The sequence below is a fragment of the Arcicella aquatica genome (assembly GCF_034928825.1).
In the GTDB taxonomy this organism is placed as follows: domain Bacteria; phylum Bacteroidota; class Bacteroidia; order Cytophagales; family Spirosomataceae; genus Arcicella; species Arcicella aquatica.
Genome location: NZ_JAYFUL010000002.1, coordinates 241753 through 263381, shown reverse-complemented (window position 1 = coordinate 263381; position 21629 = coordinate 241753). Strand labels below are relative to the sequence as shown.

17 protein-coding genes are annotated in these 21629 nt (G+C 36.7%); 11 read left to right on the top strand and 6 right to left on the bottom strand.

From position 1 onward, the window contains the following. Positions 1–4 precede the first annotated feature (4 nt). Together VB264_RS03055 and fusA are read left to right on the top strand one after the other, a co-directional pair. A complete protein-coding gene (locus VB264_RS03055) occupies positions 5–1051 on the top strand; it encodes a serine hydrolase domain-containing protein (RefSeq protein WP_323246652.1) in 1047 nt (348 codons plus the stop codon). 304 nt (positions 1052–1355) lie between these two features. Beyond that, a complete protein-coding gene (fusA, locus tag VB264_RS03050; protein ID WP_323246651.1) occupies positions 1356–3449 on the top strand; it encodes an elongation factor G in 2094 nt (697 codons plus the stop codon). Positions 3450–3531: 82 nt separating this feature from the next. Here fusA and VB264_RS03045 read toward each other — a convergent pair whose 3' ends face one another. Beyond that, positions 3532–4512, bottom strand: a complete 981-nt coding sequence (locus VB264_RS03045; protein WP_323246650.1) for an AraC family transcriptional regulator — start codon at positions 4510–4512, stop codon at positions 3532–3534. 283 nt (positions 4513–4795) lie between these two features. Between VB264_RS03045 and VB264_RS03040 the strand changes: the two genes are divergently transcribed. From VB264_RS03040 to VB264_RS03030, 3 genes are all read left to right on the top strand, one after another. Continuing rightward, positions 4796–6346, top strand: coding sequence for an aldehyde dehydrogenase family protein (locus VB264_RS03040; protein WP_323246648.1), 1551 nt, complete (start codon positions 4796–4798; stop codon positions 6344–6346). 163 nt (positions 6347–6509) lie between these two features. Next, complete coding sequence (locus VB264_RS03035) at positions 6510–6887, top strand: DUF779 domain-containing protein (RefSeq protein WP_323246647.1); 378 nt, start codon at positions 6510–6512, stop codon at positions 6885–6887. 446 nt (positions 6888–7333) lie between these two features. After that, entirely contained in the window at positions 7334–8359 is a 1026-nt protein-coding gene (locus VB264_RS03030) for an NAD(P)H-dependent glycerol-3-phosphate dehydrogenase (protein WP_323246646.1), read from the top strand. 100 nt (positions 8360–8459) lie between these two features. Here the strand turns inward: VB264_RS03030 and VB264_RS03025 are convergent, their stop codons facing one another. From VB264_RS03025 to VB264_RS03015, 3 genes are all read right to left on the bottom strand, one after another. Next, a complete protein-coding gene (locus tag VB264_RS03025; RefSeq protein WP_309920890.1) occupies positions 8460–8852 on the bottom strand; it encodes an HIT family protein in 393 nt (130 codons plus the stop codon). A gap of 129 nt (positions 8853–8981) precedes the next feature. Next, entirely contained in the window at positions 8982–9491 is a 510-nt protein-coding gene (locus VB264_RS03020; protein WP_323246644.1) for a gamma carbonic anhydrase family protein, read from the bottom strand. 160 nt (positions 9492–9651) lie between these two features. Then, positions 9652–10209, bottom strand: coding sequence for a hypothetical protein (locus VB264_RS03015; protein WP_323246642.1), 558 nt, complete (start codon positions 10207–10209; stop codon positions 9652–9654). Positions 10210–10420: 211 nt separating this feature from the next. Here VB264_RS03015 and VB264_RS03010 point away from each other — a divergent pair, with 211 nt between their 5' ends. Beyond that, the gene (locus VB264_RS03010; protein WP_323246641.1) at positions 10421–11527 is read left to right on the top strand and encodes a DUF2911 domain-containing protein; all 1107 of its coding nucleotides are present in this window, start codon (positions 10421–10423) and stop codon (positions 11525–11527) included. A 277-nt stretch (positions 11528–11804) separates the two neighbouring features. On the opposite strand, the gene hemB is transcribed toward VB264_RS03010, so the two are convergent. Continuing rightward, positions 11805–12776: a porphobilinogen synthase gene (gene hemB / locus VB264_RS03005; RefSeq protein WP_323246640.1), complete on the bottom strand. Its 972-nt coding sequence runs from the start codon at positions 12774–12776 to the stop codon at positions 11805–11807. Between the two features lie 604 nt (positions 12777–13380). Here hemB and VB264_RS03000 point away from each other — a divergent pair. From VB264_RS03000 to VB264_RS02980, 5 genes are all read left to right on the top strand, one after another. Then, positions 13381–15204 carry a glycosyltransferase gene (locus VB264_RS03000; protein ID WP_323246638.1) on the top strand — a complete coding sequence of 608 codons (1824 nt, stop codon included), beginning with the start codon at positions 13381–13383 and terminating at the stop codon, positions 15202–15204. Positions 15205–15351: 147 nt separating this feature from the next. After that, positions 15352–16881: a GH3 auxin-responsive promoter family protein gene (locus tag VB264_RS02995; protein ID WP_323246635.1), complete on the top strand. Its 1530-nt coding sequence runs from the start codon at positions 15352–15354 to the stop codon at positions 16879–16881. Positions 16882–17068: 187 nt separating this feature from the next. Continuing rightward, positions 17069–17425 (top strand): winged helix-turn-helix domain-containing protein, encoded by a 357-nt coding sequence (locus VB264_RS02990; RefSeq protein WP_323246633.1) that lies wholly within the window; start codon positions 17069–17071, stop codon positions 17423–17425. Between the two features lie 93 nt (positions 17426–17518). Next, a complete protein-coding gene (locus VB264_RS02985; RefSeq protein ID WP_323246631.1) occupies positions 17519–18235 on the top strand; it encodes a sulfite exporter TauE/SafE family protein in 717 nt (238 codons plus the stop codon). A gap of 67 nt (positions 18236–18302) precedes the next feature. After that, positions 18303–20921 (top strand): TonB-dependent receptor, encoded by a 2619-nt coding sequence (locus VB264_RS02980; protein WP_323246630.1) that lies wholly within the window; start codon positions 18303–18305, stop codon positions 20919–20921. A gap of 53 nt (positions 20922–20974) precedes the next feature. Here the strand turns inward: VB264_RS02980 and VB264_RS02975 are convergent, their stop codons facing one another. Continuing rightward, positions 20975–21547, bottom strand: a complete 573-nt coding sequence (locus VB264_RS02975) for a cytochrome c oxidase subunit 3 (protein ID WP_323246626.1) — start codon at positions 21545–21547, stop codon at positions 20975–20977. Between the last annotated feature and the right edge of the window lie 82 nt (positions 21548–21629).

Below are 21629 nucleotides of genomic sequence, written 5' to 3'. Positions count from 1 at the left end.
GCTCATGAGAAAAATTATTTATCTAGGTATCTTAGCATCGCTACTTTTTTGTTCTTGCTCTTTGCGGTTTTTGAATGGTAAAAATAAAACCTACCAGCCGCTCCCTTTTACAAAACAAATTCGGAATCCTGAGAAAATCGTAGAGGCTTACGATTTCCTGAAAAGTAAAACAGAATATGATGCTTTCGTAGCAATTAAAGATGACAGTATACTGGTACAATGGGGCGAAGTAGATTTGCCCATTATGACTCACTCTGCCCGAAAAAGCATTATCAGCGTTTTGTATGGAATAGCCATAGACAAAGGTATCGTTCGGCTAAACCAAACACTTGATGAATTGGGAGTTGATGATAAGAAAGCTCCTTTGACAGCCCTTGAAAAAACTTGTACGATTAGAGATTTGCTGATGTCAAGGTCGGGTATTTATCTTGAAGCCTCTGGAGAGACCAAAGAGATGAAGGCATTGCGTCCGCAAAGAGGGATGCACAAGCCTGGCGAGTTTTATTATTATAACAATTGGGGCTTTAATGTATTAGGAACTATTTTAGAAAAACAAGCTAAGATGAGTATCGGTCAAATGATGGAAGAATGGCTTGTCAAACCCTTAGGGATGGAAAAATTCAGGGCAAACCATGTGACTTATAAACAGCCTTCTTTTTCTGAGCACGAACAATATATCATTTATATGACGGCCGCCGACTTAGGACGAATAGGACTTTTGATATTACACGAGGGAAAATGGCGAGGTAAACAAATAGTTTCGTCGCAATGGATTAAAGAAAGCACCGCAGCTTATTCAGCAGTAAAAGATAATGAGCCAATGGATCATTATGGTTATTTATGGCTGATTGACCAAGATGATAAAACTATTTGGGCATCGGGTTGGGGAGGACAATTTATGATCATTGACTCCAGAAATCATCTAGTAGTCGTTTCCAGAAATGATACTGGTCGTTCTTTGATGCAGCAAGGGCTATTTATGTGGAAAGGTAAGCAAGGGCTTAGGAAGCATCATCAATTACTTTACCATTTGATGATAGATGCTCAATAACTTTAGATAAGTACCTCGTAAATCCTTAAAACGGTTACCAACATTCTGTATAAATAGCGAAACAAGGGAATCCATTCCTTTCTGCAATTCAGTGTTTTATTTTGTTCGGATATTTTGTATTTACCCAAGTTAATAAAAAGATATTGCACTTCGCTTTTGTATTTAACTAAGAATCAGTAATTTTGCACCCTAATTTATTAGGATAAAGGAGTACATACGTGAGAACCTATATTGGTTATTCTGTTTTGTATGTAAAAATTAACCTAAGAAAAACGATAAAAAACAAATAATCAACATATTAACAATGGCACGTGATTTAAAGTACACAAGAAACATTGGTATTGCTGCCCACATTGATGCGGGTAAAACAACAACAACTGAGCGTATTCTTTACTATGCTGGTGTAAGCCACAAAATTGGTGAAGTTCACGACGGTGCAGCAACAATGGACTGGATGGAGCAGGAGCAAGAAAGAGGTATTACAATTACTTCAGCTGCAACTACTGTAGGCTGGAAATACAGAGAACAAGATTACCACATTAACATTATCGATACTCCAGGTCACGTGGATTTTACCGTTGAGGTAAACCGTTCGTTACGTGTATTAGATGGTCTTGTATTTTTATTTAGTGCCGTTGATGGTGTTGAGCCTCAATCTGAAACTAACTGGCGTTTAGCAAATAACTATAACGTAGCTCGTTTAGGTTTCGTTAACAAAATGGACCGTTCTGGTGCTGACTTCTTGAACGTTTGTAAGCAAGTAAAAGAAATGTTAGGTTCTTATGCTGTGCCTTTACAATTACCAATCGGTTCAGAAGATACATTCGAAGGTGTTGTTGACTTAGTTAACTTCCGTGGTATCAAATGGAACGAGCACGATAAAGGAATGACTTTTGAAGTTGTGCCTATTCCTGAAGACATGATTGAGGAAGCTACTCAATACCGTGAGAAATTATTAGAAGCAGTAGCTGATTTTGATGAGACTTTGATGGAGAAATTCTTTGAAGATCCAGAATCAATTTCTGAGGATGAAATTTTAGCCGCTCTTCGTGCAGCAACGATTGGTATGAAAATCGTTCCTATGCTTTGTGGTTCTTCTTTCAAAAACAAAGGTGTTCAAACGATGTTAGACTACGTGATGGCATTATTGCCTTCACCATTAGACAGACAAAACACTATTGGTACAGATCCTCGTACTGAAGCAGAAATCGTTCGTCACCCTACAGTTACTGACCCATTTGCTGGTTTAGCATTCAAAATTGCAACTGACCCTTACGTAGGTCGTTTATGTTTTGTTCGTGCTTATTCAGGAGTATTAGAAGCAGGTTCTTATGTATTGAACAACCGTTCAGGTAACAAAGAGCGTATTTCTCGTATCTTCCAAATGCACGCTAACAAGCAAAATTCTATTGAAAGATTAGAAGCTGGTGATATCGCTGCGGTTGTTGGGTTTAAAGACATCAAAACAGGAGATACTCTTTCTGATGAAAAACACCCAATCGTTCTTGAATCAATGGTATTCCCTGAGCCAGTTATCGGTTATGCTATTGAGCCTAAGAAATCAGCTGACCAAGATAACTTCTCGAAAGCTATCGGTAAATTGATTGAAGAAGACCCTACATTAAAGGTTGAATCTAACGAAGAAACAGGACAGACTATCATCAAAGGTATGGGTGAACTTCACCTTGAAATCATCATCGACCGTATGCGTCGTGAATTCAAAGTAGAAGTAAACCAAGGTGCTCCGCAAGTAGCTTACAAAGAATCATTGACGAAATCTACTGAACACCGTGAAGTTTACAAAAAACAATCGGGTGGTAAAGGTAAATTTGCCGATATCGCATTTGAAATCGGACCAAGAGAAGATGGTAAAGAAGGATTGGAATTCATTAACGGTATCGTTGGTGGTGTTATTCCAAGAGAATTTATCCCTTCAATCCAAAAAGGATTTGATGCTGCGATGAAAAATGGTGCTTTAGCTGGATATCCAATGGATTCAATGAAAGTACGTTTATATCACGGTTCTTTCCACGATGTCGATTCAGATGCGTTGTCATTCGAAATGGCGGCTCGTTTGGGTTACAAAGAAGCAGCTAAACAAGCTGGTGCTAAAATCATGGAACCAATCATGGCTGTAGAAGTAGTTACTCCTGACGAATACACTGGACCAATCACTGGTGACATGAACCGTCGTCGTGGTATGATGAAAGGTATGGATTCTAAGCAAGGTGCTGTTATCTTGAAAGCTGATATTCCATTATCTGAATTGTTCGGTTATATTACTGACTTACGTACTATGTCTTCTGGACGTGCTACTGCAAACTTAACTTTCTCTCACTATGAATTCGTGCCACAAAACTTGGCTGATGAAATCGTGAAAAAAGCGAAAGGATTGTAATTCATACCAGCGTACTATTAAAAAATATAAAAGCCTTCACGGAGTTAAATCTGTGAAGGCTTTTTGTTTATAATGAATATTTTTAGCCAATCATTTTTTGTGAAAGATGCAAACTAAGATTAGTTCCTCCTCTTCCTCCCGACAATAAGCATAATTCCTTAAACTTTCCGGGCGTAATGCCTACATGCTTTTTGAAGATGATAAAAAAATAATTGGTACTGCCAAAACCCGCTTTGAAACAGGCATCGCTAATATCATTTCTGGTTTCAGCTAATAATTCCTTCGCAATCTTGATTCTCTCTTGATTGATAAAATCAACAGGTGTAATGCCTAGTTCTCTTTTGAATTGACGAAAGAAGTTAGGCTTGCTCATACAAGCCAAATCACAAAGCTTTTCTATATTCAGTTTCTCGGTGATGTGTTCTTTGATATATTGAATCACGAAGGCAAAGCGATTGGTATTAGCATATTTTTTATAATTATCTACAATCAATACCCTTGCTTGTGTCTGCATGAGTCTGATTAATAGCTCATTAACCATGAAATTGGCAAATAAGTCTTTCGCTGAATTGGTTTCTGTAGAAACTTTTACAAGACGGTCAATGGTATTGCTGACTTCCAACGAGTTTTTTAAATGGAAGGTATCTAAATCTATCTGCCAAGATTCATGTTCTTCTACTTTGGCATATTTTTCATTTAATAGATTAACTGTTTCTTTAATTTGCTCACTTTTAATCGCAAGAGCCATGCATTGCGTAGGGTTCGAGAAATCCGCTTCTGGGAAATCTATCTTCATTTCCTCATTGGCTGGTACAATTACTGACTCGCCAGGGAGGTATTCAAAACCTTGCTTATCAAACAAATGCATTACTTTTTTACCACGAAACATCGTAGTAAGCACAAAGCTATTGAACTTTAAACGGACGTCTTCGCTTTGCTGATGAGTCTCGAATATATTCAATTCAAAATTATCCAATGAATATACAGTACGGTTCTCAACGAGCGTAATTAAATCCTTTACCGGCTTGAGTGCTGGCGACTGGGGCTTATGAATCTGTTTCATTTTAATTTGATTGAACCCAATGGTTAATGGTAGCACAAGTGCTGTAAAACTTTATTTACAATAATACTAAGATGAGCTTACTGATGCAATTTGCTAAATATTAAATGATACAATAGTCAATTTTAATGATACGATTATCATGTTTATGACAATAATTCAATATTATGACAAAAAAATACTATGATACTATCATCAAGTTTTGTGATATAAAAGTAAACAGTAATGGTAATAATTCAAGATAAATTTGTAAAAAATAAATCACGAAACGCATTTAATTTTTATTATGGAAAATCTTGAAGCAGAAGCTCCTGTAACTGCGAGCTCAAATACCGACAATCTTATAGCAAGACCAATTTTTAGAAATCAATACGAAAACTTTATCGGCGGAAAATGGGTAGCACCAGTAAAAGGGCAATATTTTGAAAATCCTTCGCCGATTGATGCTAAGGTTATCACTAAAGTACCTCGTTCGACAAAAGAAGATGTTGATTTAGCATTGGATGCCGCTCATGAAGCTTTTGCTACGTGGTCAAAGACTTCAGCAACAACACGAAGTAATATTCTACTGAAAATTGCTGATATTATTGAGCAAAACCTGATGTATTTAGCTACTGTTGAAACAATTGATAACGGTAAGCCTATCAGAGAAACCATCAATGCTGACTTACCTTTAGTAATTGACCACTTCCGTTATTTTGCTGCTTGTATCAGAACAGATGAAGGTTCTGCTGCCGAACATGACCCCAACACACTTTCTTTGATTATCCATGAGCCTATTGGCGTGGTTGCTCAAATTATTCCATGGAATTTCCCTCTTTTGATGGCTACTTGGAAAATGGCTCCTGCTTTAGCGGCCGGTTGTACGATTGTGATGAAGCCAGCAGAACAAACGCCTGTAAGTATTTTGTGTTTATTAGAATTGATTCAAGATGTTTTACCAGCAGGAGTATTAAACATTGTGAATGGGTTTGGTTTGGAAGCTGGTAAGCCTTTGGCAAGTTCTACGAGAGTGTCGAAGGTTTCATTTACAGGGGAAACTACAACAGGACGTTTAATCATGCAGTATGCTTCAGAAAACATTATTCCAGTAACGATGGAATTGGGTGGAAAATCACCAAATATTTTCTTCCCAAGTATCATGGAGGCTGATGATGATTTCTTTGATAAGTGTTTGGAAGGCGCAGCGATGTTTGCTTTGAATCAAGGCGAAATATGTACTTGTCCTTCAAGAATCCTTGTTCACGAATCTATCGCTGATGCCTTTATTGCTAGATTAATTGATAGGGTAAATGCTATCAAAAAAGGACACCCATTAGATATGACTACGATGATTGGTGCGCAGGCTTCGAACGACCAATACGAGAAAATATTATCATACTTAAAAATTGGAGCAGAAGAAGGTGCGGAAACACTTTGTGGAGGAGCTGCGCATTTACAAGAGGGCGATGCTGTGAATGGATATTATATTCAACCGACGATTTTGAAAGGACATAACAAAATGCGTGTTTTCCAAGAAGAAATCTTTGGCCCTGTAGCTGCATTAACGACTTTTAAAACTGTGGAGGAAGCAATTGAAATTGCTAATGATACCCTGTATGGTTTAGGTGCTGGTGTTTGGACGCGCGATGCGCATGAATTGTATCAAGTACCAAGAGCTATTCAGGCTGGTCGTGTTTGGGTAAACTGCTATCATGCATATCCTGCTCATGCTCCGTTTGGAGGATACAAAAAATCTGGATTCGGTCGTGAAAATCATAAAATGATGCTCGACCATTATCGTTCTTGCAAAAATATGTTGATTTCTTATGACAAAAAGGCATTAGGGTTCTTTTAAGTGAGGAGTGTTGAATGCTGAGTGAGGAGTTTGTGGTTTTCGGTCGTCAGATTTCGGCTTTCTTATTTTAGCCTTAGGTATATGTTTGTTGTAGACAAAAAGCTGACTTCTAAAATCCGATAACTGACATCCGACGACCGAAATTCGACTAAAATCAAAAATCATGGACAAAACCCCGAGAGTATTGGTTACTGCCAAGGCAGAGGAGTTAATCGACCGCCTGCGTAAGGAACATGGACCCATTATGTTTCATCAAAGCGGAGGGTGTTGTGATGGTTCTGCTCCCATGTGTTTTCCTGTTGGTGAATTTAAAACAGGCGCCAACGATGTTTTATTAGGCGAAATTCATGGGTGCGAATTTTTTATGAGTGCCTTTCAGTTTGAATATTGGCAATATACCCAGTTAACATTAGATGTTGTTGAAGGGAGGGGAGCTAGCTTTTCTTTAGAAATACCTTTGGGTCTGCGGTTTATTATTCGTTCACAAGTGTATAGCGAAGATCAATTACAAAATCTAAGTGCAGTTTCAAAAGGGGAATAATCTATTAATCACTAGAGAGGGACTTAAGTCCCTCTCTAGTGATTAATAGATTTATTATATAGTAAACGTGTTCGTTATTAAGCATAAAAATCATTTTCTCTTAGGGTGTGACTTTAGTCACATCCTAATTAGGAAGGAATCGGCAATTTTATTTACACTGGCATCAATAAACCATTTTAGTAAGGAGTCTCAAATAATGAAGATTTATTCATTGTTTGAGACTCCTTTATTTTATAGATTTCTGTCATTAATCGCCAACGAACACTAATCTCTTCAAAATATTGTTTTGTTTTGTTTTCTTTTTGCTCAGAGCCTTGTTAGCTTTGCAAATCAACCTTTGTGGCAATCCGCACAGATGCTTTTAATCATCAAGGGATAGTCAGGGCTAATAATAGATACTTGAACTAATTGTCTTAGTAAAAGTATTTCTTCCCTTAATATTTAACATGACAGAAATACCTGCTTTCAAAAAAGGTTTACCCACACAAATTGCTGTATTGGGCGGTGGTAGTTGGGCAACGGCTATCATCAAAATTTTAACTGAAAACAATGTCAAAGTAAAATGGTGGCTTCGCCGTAAATCGGATGTTGATTTTATTAAAAAGTATAATCACAACCCTAGCTATTTAACAGATGCATTGCTTAACCCAAGAAAAGTAAAGGCATATTACAAAATGTACGATGCCTTGTATGGGGTAGATTATGTGATTTTGGCCGTACCAGCAGCTTTTGTACCCGACGCTTTGAAAAACCTTACACGTAATCACTTTGCAGGAAAGAAAGTTGTATCAGCGATTAAGGGGATGATTCCAGATGAAAACATGTTGGTAACCGACTGGATGGAAAAAGTATTTGGTGTACCGCTTACGCAGATGTGTGTAATTGCTGGTCCATGTCATGCTGAAGAAGTAGCGTTAGAAAAGCAGTCATATTTAACGATTGGCTCGCCCAATATCAATTTAGCCCAAGAGTTTTCTAACTTATTGAGTTGCAGATATATTCAGGCAAACCCTATTGCAGATTTATACGGCGTTGAATACTGTGCAGTGATTAAAAATATTGTAGCAATGGCTTGTGGTATCACCCATGGCTTAGGTTTTGGAGATAACTTTCAGGCGGTAATGGTTTCTAATGCCATGCAGGAAATCAAACGCTTTTTAGATTATGCTTATCCGCAAGCTTCACGAGATTTGAATAATTCCGGTTATTTAGGCGATTTACTGGTAACGGCTTATTCGCAGTTTTCAAGAAACCGTACTTTTGGAAATATGATTGGGCGTGGGTATTCGGTTAAATCGGCACAGATAGAAATGAATATGGTAGCGGAGGGATATTATGCCGTGAAGAGTATTCATCAAATTAATGAGAAATATGGTGTAGATATGCCAATTATTGACGCAGTCTATAAAATTTTATATGAAAGAGCTACGCCAGTAGCCGAAATCAATATTTTGAAAACATATTTGAAATAGGATTTGATGATTTGAAGATGTGGTGATTTGAAGATTTGAAAATGAATGTAATCCATTAGGCATTTAATTATTTTCAAATCTTCAAATTTTCAAATTGGAATTATAAAAGTCCTCTGATTTTATCAGCCGTTGCTTTTAATTCCTCTTGCGATGGTTTTAATTTCTCTCTTGTAAAATTAATATCATTCATCGTATTCAAAGGAATTAAATGAACGTGAGTATGCGGTACTTCCAAGCCAATAACAGATACGCCAATTCTTCGGCATGGAATAGCCTGTTGTAATGCTGGAGCAATCTTTTTAGCAAAAATCATTAGACCAGCCAATAAATCATCGTCTAAATCAAAGATATAGTCTATCTCTTTTTTAGGAACTACCAAAGTATGTCCTTCGGCAAGTGGCATAACATCCAAGAATGCAATGAAGTTTTCGTCCTCTGCAATTTTATGGCAAGGAATCTCGCCATTGATAATTTTAGTGAATATTGTTGGCATGGAAAAATTTGTTTAAGCTACCAGCTATGAGCATCGAGCTTTGAGATTTTAAAATTAATAATTTCCTTGTGAAATGGATGATTTAATAGAAAGCTCAAAGCTCACGGCTCAAAGCTAATAGCTAAAAAACTATTTAAACCATTCAGCGTACATGGTATAATTATTGGCAGTTCTCATAAATACCTCCGCAGCTTCTGGAGAGATATTCTTCAAGAATTTAGCGGGATTACCTGCATAAATAGTTCCAGCAGGAACACGTGTATTTTGTGTAACGATAGCACCTGCTGCAATGATTGATCCTGTTTCTATCACAGCCCCATCCATCACGATAGCACCCATACCAATCAACACTTTGTCTTCAATCGTACAGCCATGAACAATAGCATTATGGGCAATAGAAACATAATTGCCAATGGTCGTTTTAGTTTTCTGATAGGTACAATGGATAATGGCGCCGTCTTGTATATTAGAATTATCTCCAATTGAAACGCTATTAACGTCTCCTCTGATAACAGCATTGAACCAAACGGTGCAGTTTTCCCCAAGTGTTACATCACCAACAACGGTAGCGTTTTCGGCCAGCCAGCAATTTTTGCCCACAGTAGGCGATACTCCTTTTACAGGTTTTATTAAAGGCATTCTTTTAGGATTAAGTTAAAGACAAAAACCTTGTTTTTGGCAACAAATATACAAACTAACTGAGCTTAGGCAATAAAAAAAGGTTGTTCAGTGAAATACCAAACAACCCGAATTAATGTAAAATATAATTGTTTTTGATTGAAAATAATACATTTTAAAATTACTCTTTGATGTCAAACCTACCATCTTTCAAGGCAATAATGTCAGAAGGTTGGTCTTTGTTTTGAAAAGTTACGTTAAAAGTACCCGAATAGATTTTTGAAACAGGGTCAAATCGGATAATATTCACTTCGTTTTCACAGCTTTGACAAATAGCGTATTGAGAACAGTTACCGTTGATACACTTTTGATAAACACTTGCAAAAGGTGTAAACTCAACAGCATTTTTAGGAAAATATTTCATGAACTGATATTTACCAGTATCCTGAACATTATTAATCATAAAGCTAATCGACTCTAAAGTGTTTTGATTAGTTACGGTTAATCTGAGGGTTGAATGTTGATATTTACCCCAAACTACTGGTGCAGGCTTAAAATTAGGATTGGCTTGGTATCGCTGAAAGGGCGTCCAGATAGTTCCATTAATTTTTGCACCAAAAGTTTGTTTTCCAATCTGAGTAATTTCGGGCAATGAATCTGGATGTACATAATCGTTCACCTCACAGCTAAGGAGTGAAAAAGACAGTATAAAGATGATTAAGTACCGATTTTTTCTCATATAAACTACCCTAAGAAATCCAGTTTTGCGAATTTATAAATAATCTTTAATTAAAGTGTACTAATCTAAGAAATTTATTTTAAATTATTTTAAGAATATACTTTACGTTAAAAATATACGTAAAAAATATCCTATTGGATACTATTCATTATAAATAATTATTTTTATATAAATTATTTTCCTCCTTTGTCAAAAAATAAATCTAAAGACCATGAAAAAAATTATTTTAACATTATTTCTATCAACATTCCTAATGTTGGATGTATTGGCTCAATTAACTGTTCCACCCAACGGTGGAAATAAACTGGCTTCTGTTAGCGAAAGGATAGGATTAACGGATGTGACAATTAATTATCACCGTCCAGGAGTAAAAGGACGTGAAGGTAAAATTTGGGGGCAATTAGTGCATTACGGCTTTGCAGATTTGGGTTTTGGCACATCTGTGTCGGCACCTTGGCGAGCAGGAGCTAATATGAATACGACGATTAGTTTTTCAACACCTGTGAAAATAGAAGGACAAGCGCTGCCAGCTGGTAAATATGGGCTGTTTATGGCAGTACAAGAAAATGAGGTAACAATTATTTTTTCAAAAAATGCTACGTCGTGGGGAAGCTATTATTATGATGAAAAAGAAGATGCTTTACGCGTAAACGTAAAACAGCAGAAAGAACAGCCTTTAGTTGAATGGCTAAAGTACGAGTTTGTTGACCAGACTGAAAAATCGGCTACGGTGGCTTTGTTATGGGAAAAATGGAAGATTCCTTTTAAGGTAGAAGTAGATGTATATCCTCTTGTATTAGCTTCTATGCGAGATGAACTGAGAGGTGAAAAAGGGGGAACTTGGCAAACTTTAAATGAAGCCGCTAACTATTGTTTAAAAAACAATGTAAACTTAGAAGAGGGCTTGTCGTGGGCAGAACGATCTATTACCGAACGCTATGTAGGCGACGCAAATTTTACAACGCTTAGTACCAAAGCTGCCATATTAAGAAAATTAGGGAAAGATAGCGAAGCTGATGCTACTATGAAATTAGCTTTACCCAAAGGTAATATGTTAGAAATACACCAATATGCAAAAGCATTGTTGAAGGAAAAGAAAACTCAGGAAGCTTTTGAAGCCTTTAAATTAAATGCAACAAAGAACCCCAACGAATATACCCCTTTGGTTGGTTTAGCAAGGGGTTACTCGGCAATAGCAGATTTTAAAAATGCAATAAAATACGCAAAACTAGCTTTACCGCTTGCTCCGAACGATTTAGAGAAAGATAATATTACCAAAATGATTAAAACCCTGAGCGAAGGAAAGGATGTGAATTAATTTAAAAGAGAAACATGAGTCATCCCGAATTTTAAAATCATAAAAAAGCGGTCGAAATTAGTTTTTCGACCGCTTTTTTATGATTGATGGGCACCGAATTCCTACTGTTTGAGCGGAGCGAGTTTAGGAATTCTTGATTTTCTTTTGTTACTTTTCTTTCATCAAGGAAAGAAAAGTAAGGGCTAGACAATAATTAATTAGAAAACCTCTCAAATTGTCTCCAAAACCCACAATTTTAGGAAAAATTCGGGATGACTCATGTTTAAATACTGCTACACTATTTGCTAAGACTAGCATATTCTTTAGCAAAGTAAGTTAATATTACTTTAGCCCCCGCTCTTTTGATTGATGTCAAACATTCAACCATTGTCTTGGTGCCATCTAACCACCCGTTTTGAGCAGCGGCTTTAACCATAGCATATTCGCCAGAAACGTTATAGGCAGCAATTGGAATATCAAAATTATCATTCAATGATTTGATAACATCCAAATAAGCCAAAGCGGGTTTTACCATTAAAAAGTCTGCTCCTTCACTATAATCAAGTTCTGCTTCAATTAATGCTTCACGTACATTGGCAGGGTTCATCTGATACGTTTTTTTGTCTCCAAATTTAGGCGCTGAATCTAAAGCATCACGGAAGGGACCATAAAATGCGGAAGCATACTTGGCAGAATATGCCATGATAGAAACATTGATAAAACCTTTGCTATCCAGAGCTTCACGGAGTACTCTGACACGTCCATCCATCATGTCTGAAGGACCAACAATATCAGCACCAGCTTCTGCTTGAGCGACAGTCATTTTTGCTAAAATCTCTAAGCTTTCATCATTCAGAATATTCCCTTTTTCATCTACATATCCATCGTGTCCATCAGAAGAATAAGGATCCATAGCTACATCCGACATGATGGCGATAGATGGAAACTTACTTTTAATTTGATGAATGGCTTCTAAATAAACATTTCCTTGGCGATAGCTTTCAGAGGCAATCTTATCTTTTTTGTCTTCAGGCAATAGCGGAAAAAGCGCGATAGAACGAATCCCTAAGTCCTGTACAACAGACATTTCTTCTAATATCTTATCAATAGAATACCTGTAAACGCCAGGCATTGATTTTACTTCGCTAGTTAGGTTGTTGCCTTCCATCACAAACATCGGGTAGATAAAATCATTAACCGATAAAGTTGTTTCTTCTACCATCGCACGAATAGCTGCTGACTGGCGATTTCTTCTGGGTCTTCTTAGCATAATTATAATTGTTGTTCTCTGGTTTTGCTGATTTTTTTCAGCCACAAAGTTCGTAAAACCTTCGAACAAATTTTGGAATATTTTAACTTTAATATTTACCTGATGATAGAAGTATTTGGGTGTTTGTTGATTATAAACCTAGATTTTTACGTTTTCAATATAGTCTCGTTGATATTTCTCCATCTCTTTTACAACCACAATAAAGTATTATTTTGTTCAGTTATTCGCTAAAAAAGCTAACATTTATGCTTAAAAAGAGTAAATATGATGTTAATTACTCCATAATATCAAAAGCGTTAAATATTAATTAGAATTAAGCACAAATTTGTCCTCATTCTTTTAGATTTGTATTCGATTTATCAGCAATGTGTATTACTTTTAGGATAAGTATATATAATAGTAACAACATTTAAAGACAGCCTTGCATTTCAATATTAGCATTTTTTATAAATAAATATAGATTACAAAATATTCCTTTGGCTTGAAAGAGTAATAAAATTCATGCAAAAGTAAAATTGATTTTATTTTAATTTTTCTTAAAATATGAATATTATTTACGTTCATATTTGTAAACAGAAAATATTCTAAAACTTAATACCGACGAATGGAAATTCAAAACCCTCTCACATCATCCGCTAATAAGCAAAAAGTTTTAATTGAAATTGCTTGGGAAACCTGTAACCAAGTTGGTGGAATCTACACTGTAATTCGTACCAAAGTGCCATCAATGGTTGAAAAGTGGGGTAATAATTATTTTTTGTTAGGGCCATATTTTCCGCAAACAGCTTCTGCTGAATTTGAACCTATTCACGATTTGGACGATTCAATTTTGGGTAAAACCATTCAGAAAATGCGTTCGATGGGTTTAGGGGTACATTATGGATATTGGTTAGTTACAGGAAAACCCAGAATTGTATTGTTTGATTTAGCATCCATTGCTGACAGACTTAATCAGATAAAAGCAAGTCTTTGGGATAAGCATCAAGTATCAACATTACATGTTGAAGACATCGTAAACCAAACAATATTGTTTGGTGAAATGATTCGTATTTTTTTAACAGAATTGGCGAATGACCAAGGAAATAAGACGGAAATAGTTGCCCATATCCACGAATGGATGTCGGCTACTTGTATTCCTGATTTGAGAAAAGATAACGTTAAAATCGCTACTGTTTTTACTACCCATGCTACGATGTTGGGGCGTTATTTAGCAGGAAATGTGCCTGATTTTTACGATAAATTACATACGTTCAATTGGCTAGACGAAGCTCGTCATTATGGTATCGAAGCCCAAGCCACCATCGAACGCTTGGCTGCGAATATGTGTCATGTAATGACAACGGTGAGTGATGTAACTGCCAGAGAATGCGAGTTCTTGTTGGGTAAAGTACCAGACTTGATTTTACCGAATGGATTAAATATTACAAGATTCTCGGCTATGCACGAACATCAAAATTTACATACGCTTTTCAAAGACCGTATCAATGAATTTGTGATGGGGCATTTTTTCCAGAGCCAGCCTTTTGATTTAAGTAAAACGCTTTATTTCTTTACGTCGGGTAGATACGAGTTTTCAAATAAAGGCTATGATATTACTTTAGAGGCCTTGGCACGTTTGAACTGGAAAATGAAACAAGCCAAAATAGATAAAACGGTTGTGATGTTTTTTATTACCAAACAGCCTTATCATTCTATTGACCCTGAGGTATTACAATCAAGAGCGGTAATGGACGAAATCCATGAAACTTGTAATGCTATTGAAAAACAAATTGGCGAGAAGCTTTTCAATGCTTCGGCTTCGGCAACAGATTTACAGATGCCAGATTTGAACGGCTTCATTGATGAATACTGGCGTTTGCGCTTGCGTAGAACCATTCAAACTTGGAAAACTAACAAGCGCCCGAAAGTGGTAACACACTTGCTTAAAAATGAAGATGGGATTACAGATTATACCAAAAAAGCAAATTTGATGAACAATCCTGAAGACAAAGTAAAGATTGTTTATCACCCAGACTTTATCGTGTCGACAAACCCTCTTTTCGGGCTTGATTATGGGCAATTTGTGAGAGGTTGTAATCTTGGGGTTTTCCCAAGCTATTACGAGCCTTGGGGTTATACGCCGCTTGAATGTATTGCCAGAGGTGTTCCTACGATTACTTCAGACCTTTCGGGTTTTGGTGATTATATGATGCAAATCATGCGCGACTATGAACAGTGGGGCGTTATGGTAGTAAACCGCAAAACACAAGATTTCCATAAAGCAGCAGAACAACTTTCGGAAATGCTTTTGAAATTTGTAAAACAGTCGCTTCGTGAAAGAATTACCCAGCGAAACCGCGTAGAAAGCATTTCTGATACATTTGATTGGAGCAACCTACGAGCATATTATGATACTGCACAGGACTTAGCATTGAAAAGAAGAAAATAAGCATTTGCAGGAAGTCGGCCCTTGAAAGCTGACTTCTGTATTTTTAGCATAGCGTCACCCTATTATTTGCTTACTTGATACATTCAATAAATTCTATTAAGTTTGTAAATAGACAATCTCTAATTTTAAAGCCGACATTCTTAACTTATGGATATTCTTAATGAAACAATCGCTTGGTTGATGAAGAGACGTTTGCCCCGTATCCAGTCTTTTATGGAACGACCTATGGAAACGCAGGAAGATATGTTTTGGAGTCTTATTCAGTCGGCAAGGCATACAGAATGGGGAAAAAAATATGATTATCAGTCAATTTCTTCCATCAAGCAGTTTCAAGAAAGAGTACCCATTTCAAATTACGAAAGCCTTTATCCTTATATTGAAAGAATGATGCGTGGAGAACAAAATGTTCTGTGGCATTCTGATATTCAATATTTCTCAAAATCTTCTGGCACAACTAACGCCCGTAGTAAATACATTCCTGTTTCTAAAGAGTCTCTGGACGATTGTCATTTCATGGGTGGAAAAGACATGATGACACTTTTGGTAGAAAACAAACCTGATACAGCCGTTTTTTCTGGCAAAGGTCTTTCTATTGGTGGAAGCTTGCAGTCTAATCAGTTAAATGCTCGCACTTATCTGGGTGATGTTTCGGCTGTGGTCATGAAAAACCTTCCGATTTGGGCTCAACTCATCCGTACACCCTCTTTAGAAGTAGCCTTGATGGATGTTTGGGAAGAGAAGATTCAAAAAATGGCTGAGGTAACTTCTCAGGAAAATGTTACGAGTATCTTAGGCGTACCTACTTGGACTTTAGTATTGATTGACAAAATATTAGAAATTACGGGCAAAGATAATATCTTGGAAGTATGGCCAAATTTTGAGTTTTTCATTCACGGAGCGGTGGCTTTTCAACCTTATCGTGAAATGTTCAGTCATCAAGTTTTTCCGTCTTCTTCTGTAAATTATCTTGAAATCTATAATGCTTCCGAAGGATTTTTCGGGATTCAGGACGATTTTAATCGAAAAGATGAAATGCTTTTGATGCTTGATTATGGTATTTTCTATGAGTTTATTCCGATGGAAGAAATTGAGTTAGCTCATCCAAAAGCGTTGACAATAGAGGAGGTAGAACTGAATAAAAACTATGCTATCCTTATTTCGACTAATTCGGGTTTATGGCGTTATAAAATTGGTGATACCGTAAGGTTTACTTCTCGTTATCCTTTCAGGATTAAAATATCAGGTAGAACCAAGCATTTTATCAATGCCTTTGGCGAAGAACTGATTATTGAAAATGCCGAAATAGCTATTACGCGTGCTTGTGAAGCAACGGGCGCTATTTTGAGTGATTATACTGCTGGCCCTGTATATATGGATAACAAGCAACAAGGCTGTCATGAATGGATTATTGAATTTTCGCAAGTACCAAACGACCAGCAGGTATTCAATACAGTGTTGGATGAAACGCTCAGAGAAATTAATTCTGATTACGATGCCAAAAGATATAAAGATATGGTATTGAGTCCCCCAAAGGTGAATGTAGTACCGAAGGAGACTTTTTATGCTTGGATGCGTAATCGTGGAAAATTAGGCGGACAACATAAAGTACCAAGATTGAGTAACTCACGAGAATTTTTAGAACAGATTTTAGTATTGGCTAAAGAGGTTTGTGTGTGATAGCTTTGAGCCGTGAGCGATGAGCTGTCAGCCTTGAGCAATGAGCAACGAGTGATGAGCTTTTAGATGTCGACTTTCAGCTTTAAGTTATGAGCTATCCCTAAAATCAAAATGTCTTTTGTCTTAAAGTCTTAAAGTCTTAAAGTCTTAAAGTCCTAAATCCTAAAGTCCAGAAAGAGTCAAAAAAATGAAATCCCTTCTTCCAACAAATAATGATATATGTGTAAAAGGAACAATTTGGATAGAAAACCATGATGGTTCAGAGCGTTTTCTAGGCAAAGGACGAATTCAATTATTAGAACTGATTATTGAACATGGTTCAATCTCCAAAGCCGCCAAGGCAATGGAAATGTCTTATAAAAGAGCTTGGGATTTGATTACCTCCATGAATACTCAGTCAACCAAACCTTTTGTGATTACCCAAGTAGGCGGTAAAAGCGGTGGAGGTACCATCGTTACGCCAGAAGGGCTCCAAGCCATCGAAGCCTATAAGTCTCTTCAATCTCGTTTTCAAGCATTTCTTGCTCAGGAAAACCAAAAATAGTTAATGCTTGATGTTTTCAATTGCAGTTGATTTATTGAAAATCGCTATATTTGTTTAAATATAACGTTTGATATGGATTCAACTTTTCTTTTGATGCTATTACTTTTAAGCATCGTAGCATTTTTATATTCTTCTGTAGGGCATGGCGGTGCGAGTGGTTATTTGGCAGTCATGGCGATTGTGGGAGTAGCTCCTTCGTTAATGAAATCTTCGGCCTTGATTATGAACCTTGCAGTTTCCCTCTTTTCATTTTTGGGATTTTATCGGGCAGGTCATTTTAAGTTTAAACTATTTTGGCCCTTTGCTATAGCCAGTATTCCCTTTGCCTATTTAGGAGGAACTATGACCCTTTCAGATGCCATCTATAAGAAAATTCTAGCCGTTTGTATTCTTATTTCCATTGCTCGTTTATTGTATCAGTTCAAACAAGAAGAAACCGAAAACAAAGAAGTACCACTTTGGGCTGGCTTGACCTCTGGCGGAATAATAGGTTTGCTGTCGGGAATGATTGGCATAGGCGGAGGCATCGTTTTGAGTCCGCTAATGCTGTTGATGAAATGGGCAAAACTCAAAGAAACTGCCGCAGTTTCTGCACTTTTTATTTTTGTTAATTCTCTTTCTGGGTTATACGGACAAATTACTAAAGGAAATATGCATATTCCTGAGAATCTACAATGGGCTATTTGCGCTACTATTTTAGGAGGCTTGCTAGGCTCGTATTTTGGTAGCCAAAAGTTTAACCTACCTACACTTCGTTACTTGTTGGCCTTGGGGCTAATAATTGCCTCTGCCAAATTGATATTTACCTAATAGTTATAATCGTAAAACAGCTACTCATTTAAACTTTATCTACTATTTTAACATCAACGTTACCTCTATGATAATAACTCTATTCAGATGTCTATCGTTATATTTTACAAAATATAATGCTTTTAAAACAAAATATTTCCTTTTACTGAGTATTTTGGCTACAGTAAGTTTTACAGTTCAAGCTCAGAAAAAAATCCAACAGATAGTTTATAAAGATACCATTCGCCAGTTATCAGAAGTAGTCGTAACAGCATCAAGAACGCCCGAAAGTGTGTTGAAATCGCCAATAAGCATTGCTTTATTGGATAATAAAACGATTCAAAATGCTGCTGCACCTTCCTTTTATGATGCTATCGAAAATATCAAAGGAGTACAGTTACTGACGTCAAGTTTGGGTTTTAAGGTATACAATACCCGTGGTTTTGCAAACCCTACCAATGTACGATTTGTACAATTGGTAGATGGTGTCGATAACCAAGCACCACATATTGGTTCGCCCATCGCTAGTGCTTTAGCACCTACCGATTTGGATGTTGACCATGTTGAAATGCTGCATGGTGCAGCTTCCGCCTTATACGGGATGAATGCACTCAATGGTTTGGTGAATATTTTCTCTAAAAATCCATTTGAGTATCAAGGGCTTAGTTTTCAGCAGAAAACAGGTGTCAATCATTTTAATGATAGTAATGCTTCTGTGCATATTTTTAGTGAAAGCTCTATTCGCTGGGCAAAGGTATTTAATAACATTTTTGCCACAAAAATTAATTTTGAATACCTGACGGGCTATGATTGGATTTCGGATAATAACAGCGATTTAAACCCGAATGGGAATGCTAGCTTAAACCTTTTTGGAAACGACAATCCCGCTTATGACGGTATCAATGGATATGGAAATGAATCGTCGAATAGAAGAAATTTGACTTTAGGGGGCAAACGTTATTCTGTCGCCCGAACAGGATACATGGAAAAAGAAATAGCTGATTTTTCTCTCAGAAATATTAAGGGAGACATTAGCTTGTTCGTTCGTCCTATCAAAAACTGGGAGATAGCTTATACATATCGTTTCGGAGTATTAGATAACCTTTACCAACGTACCAACCGCTTTCGATTGAATGATTACAGTATCGACCAGCATAGTATTAGCCTAAAGTCGCCCTCTATTCAAGCAAAAATCTATATGACTCACGAGAATACTGGGCAGTCGTATAACATTCGTTCAATGGCTGAGAATATCGACCGTAGTTTTAAAGGGGATGATGCTTGGTTTACAGATTTTACCAATCAATTCAATGCTAGTACGAATACAGGTAAAAGTGTTACCGAAGCGTTGCAATTAGCCCGTAGCCAAGCAGATAAAGGAAGACCTCAACCTCACACAGCTGATTTTGATGCCTTAATCAAGAAATTAGGCGATATTAATAACTGGGATATTGGTGCGGCTTTGCGCGTACAATCGTGGTTATATCATGCTGAGGCACAAGCAGATTTAACCCAGCAGTTATTGAGCAACTTACGAGAAAAATGGGGATTGAATATCCTGACAGGTGTGGATTACAGAACATTTGAAGTAGTACCGGATGGAAATTACTTTATTAATCCTACAAAGCCTGATCAAAACCTGACTTATGATAAAGTAGGAGGGTTTGTGCAGTTAACAAAACTGTTTTTGAATGATAAACTCAAATTCAATGGAGCATTGAGAGCCGATAAAAATCAGTATTTCGATTTGCGATGGAATCCGAGAGTAGCCCTTGTTTACTCGCCAACTGGCGACCAGAATATTAGGATTTCTTATCAAAATGCTTATCGTTTCCCAAGTCTTTTTGAGGCTTTCTCGAATGTCAATAGCGGAGGTGTAAAAAGAGTAGGAGGGTTACCAATAATGTCTCAGGGAATATTTGAAAACTCTTATTTCAAAACGTCTATCGATGCTTTTCAAACAGCTATTACCAACGATGTCAATAAAAATGGTTTCACAACGGCACAAGCAGTAGTGAAGAACAAAGGTCTTTTGAAAAAGAATGATTATGGTTATATTCAGCCTGAATCAGTGAATAGTTTTGAGATTGGCTATAAAGGACAATGGTTTGATAAACGACTATACGTTGACATTGATTTTTATTATAATCAATATCAGAACTTTATGGCTCAGGTAGAAACAAATCTACCGCTTACTGCTAGTGCAAATCCCGATTCAATCGCCTTTGCCTTGAACGACCGTACTAAAAATCAACGCTATCGTTTATGGACAAACTCTAAAACCACTGTTTTCAATTATGGTGGAAGCATAGGGTTGAGTTATAGGGTTTATAAAACTTTTATGCTCTCGGGAAATGCATCGTATGCTCAGTTAGACCATAAGACCACTAACGATGGATTGGAAGAAGCCTTTAATACACCAAGATGGATAATGAATGTTTCGCTCAGTAATCGAAAAATCACAGAGCGGTTAGGATTTAATATCAACCTGAAATGGCAAGAAGAGTTCTTATGGCAATCGTCTTTAGCAACGGGCAATGTACCAGCCTATTCAACACTCGATGGGCAACTGACGTATGCTTTGCCAGCACAAAACTTGACACTGAAATTAGGAGGGACAAACCTTTTAAATAACTATTATTATAACTTTTTGGCTGGGCCAAGTGTAGGTGGCTTTTATTATCTAAGTGCTACTTTTAACCTTTAAGCGATATATGGATTTGTGAGAGAAATGTTTACATGTAATTGCAAATCCACCTTTTAGTTTTGCCAAAGTAAAAACAGAAACAACATAATCCAGAGCAAATCTACAAAGTGCCAATAGAATACAATCAGATTGATTTTTAATTGATTCGGAGGATTAACTGAATATACAAAGGAATCGATATACGGAATCCTTTTGATAGCTTCCAAAAATATTTTGATTAGAAAAAATAGTCCTACCAGAAGATGTAAGATGTGTAACCCTGAAAGGATATAGACAAACCCACGGGCAGTACGGAGGTTATTATTCACATTGAGCGATAATAGTTGTTGCCAACCTACTAATTGCATGACAACAAAGAGTAAGCCCAATACAAGCGTAATACAAGTATAGATACGATAATTGAAAAAATTATCTTCTTTAAAATTCAAATTTGCTAAATGAAGTGTCAGACTACTGATTAACATTAACAAAGTGCTTACCCAAAAAATAGGAGGTAATATTAGCTTACCAAAACCTGCATTGGGTCTTTCGATACCCAAATAGGTTAATAATAAGCCTAGAAACATCAATCCACTTCCGAAGATTGCCATCTGAAGCATAAATTTAAAAGGTTCTCTGCGTTGCATATTTGTGTTTAATCTTAAGTTTAGACTACTACAGAGGAAAATTCAGTAATTAGTTTTCAAATTAGCGTATCTTCAAATCTAT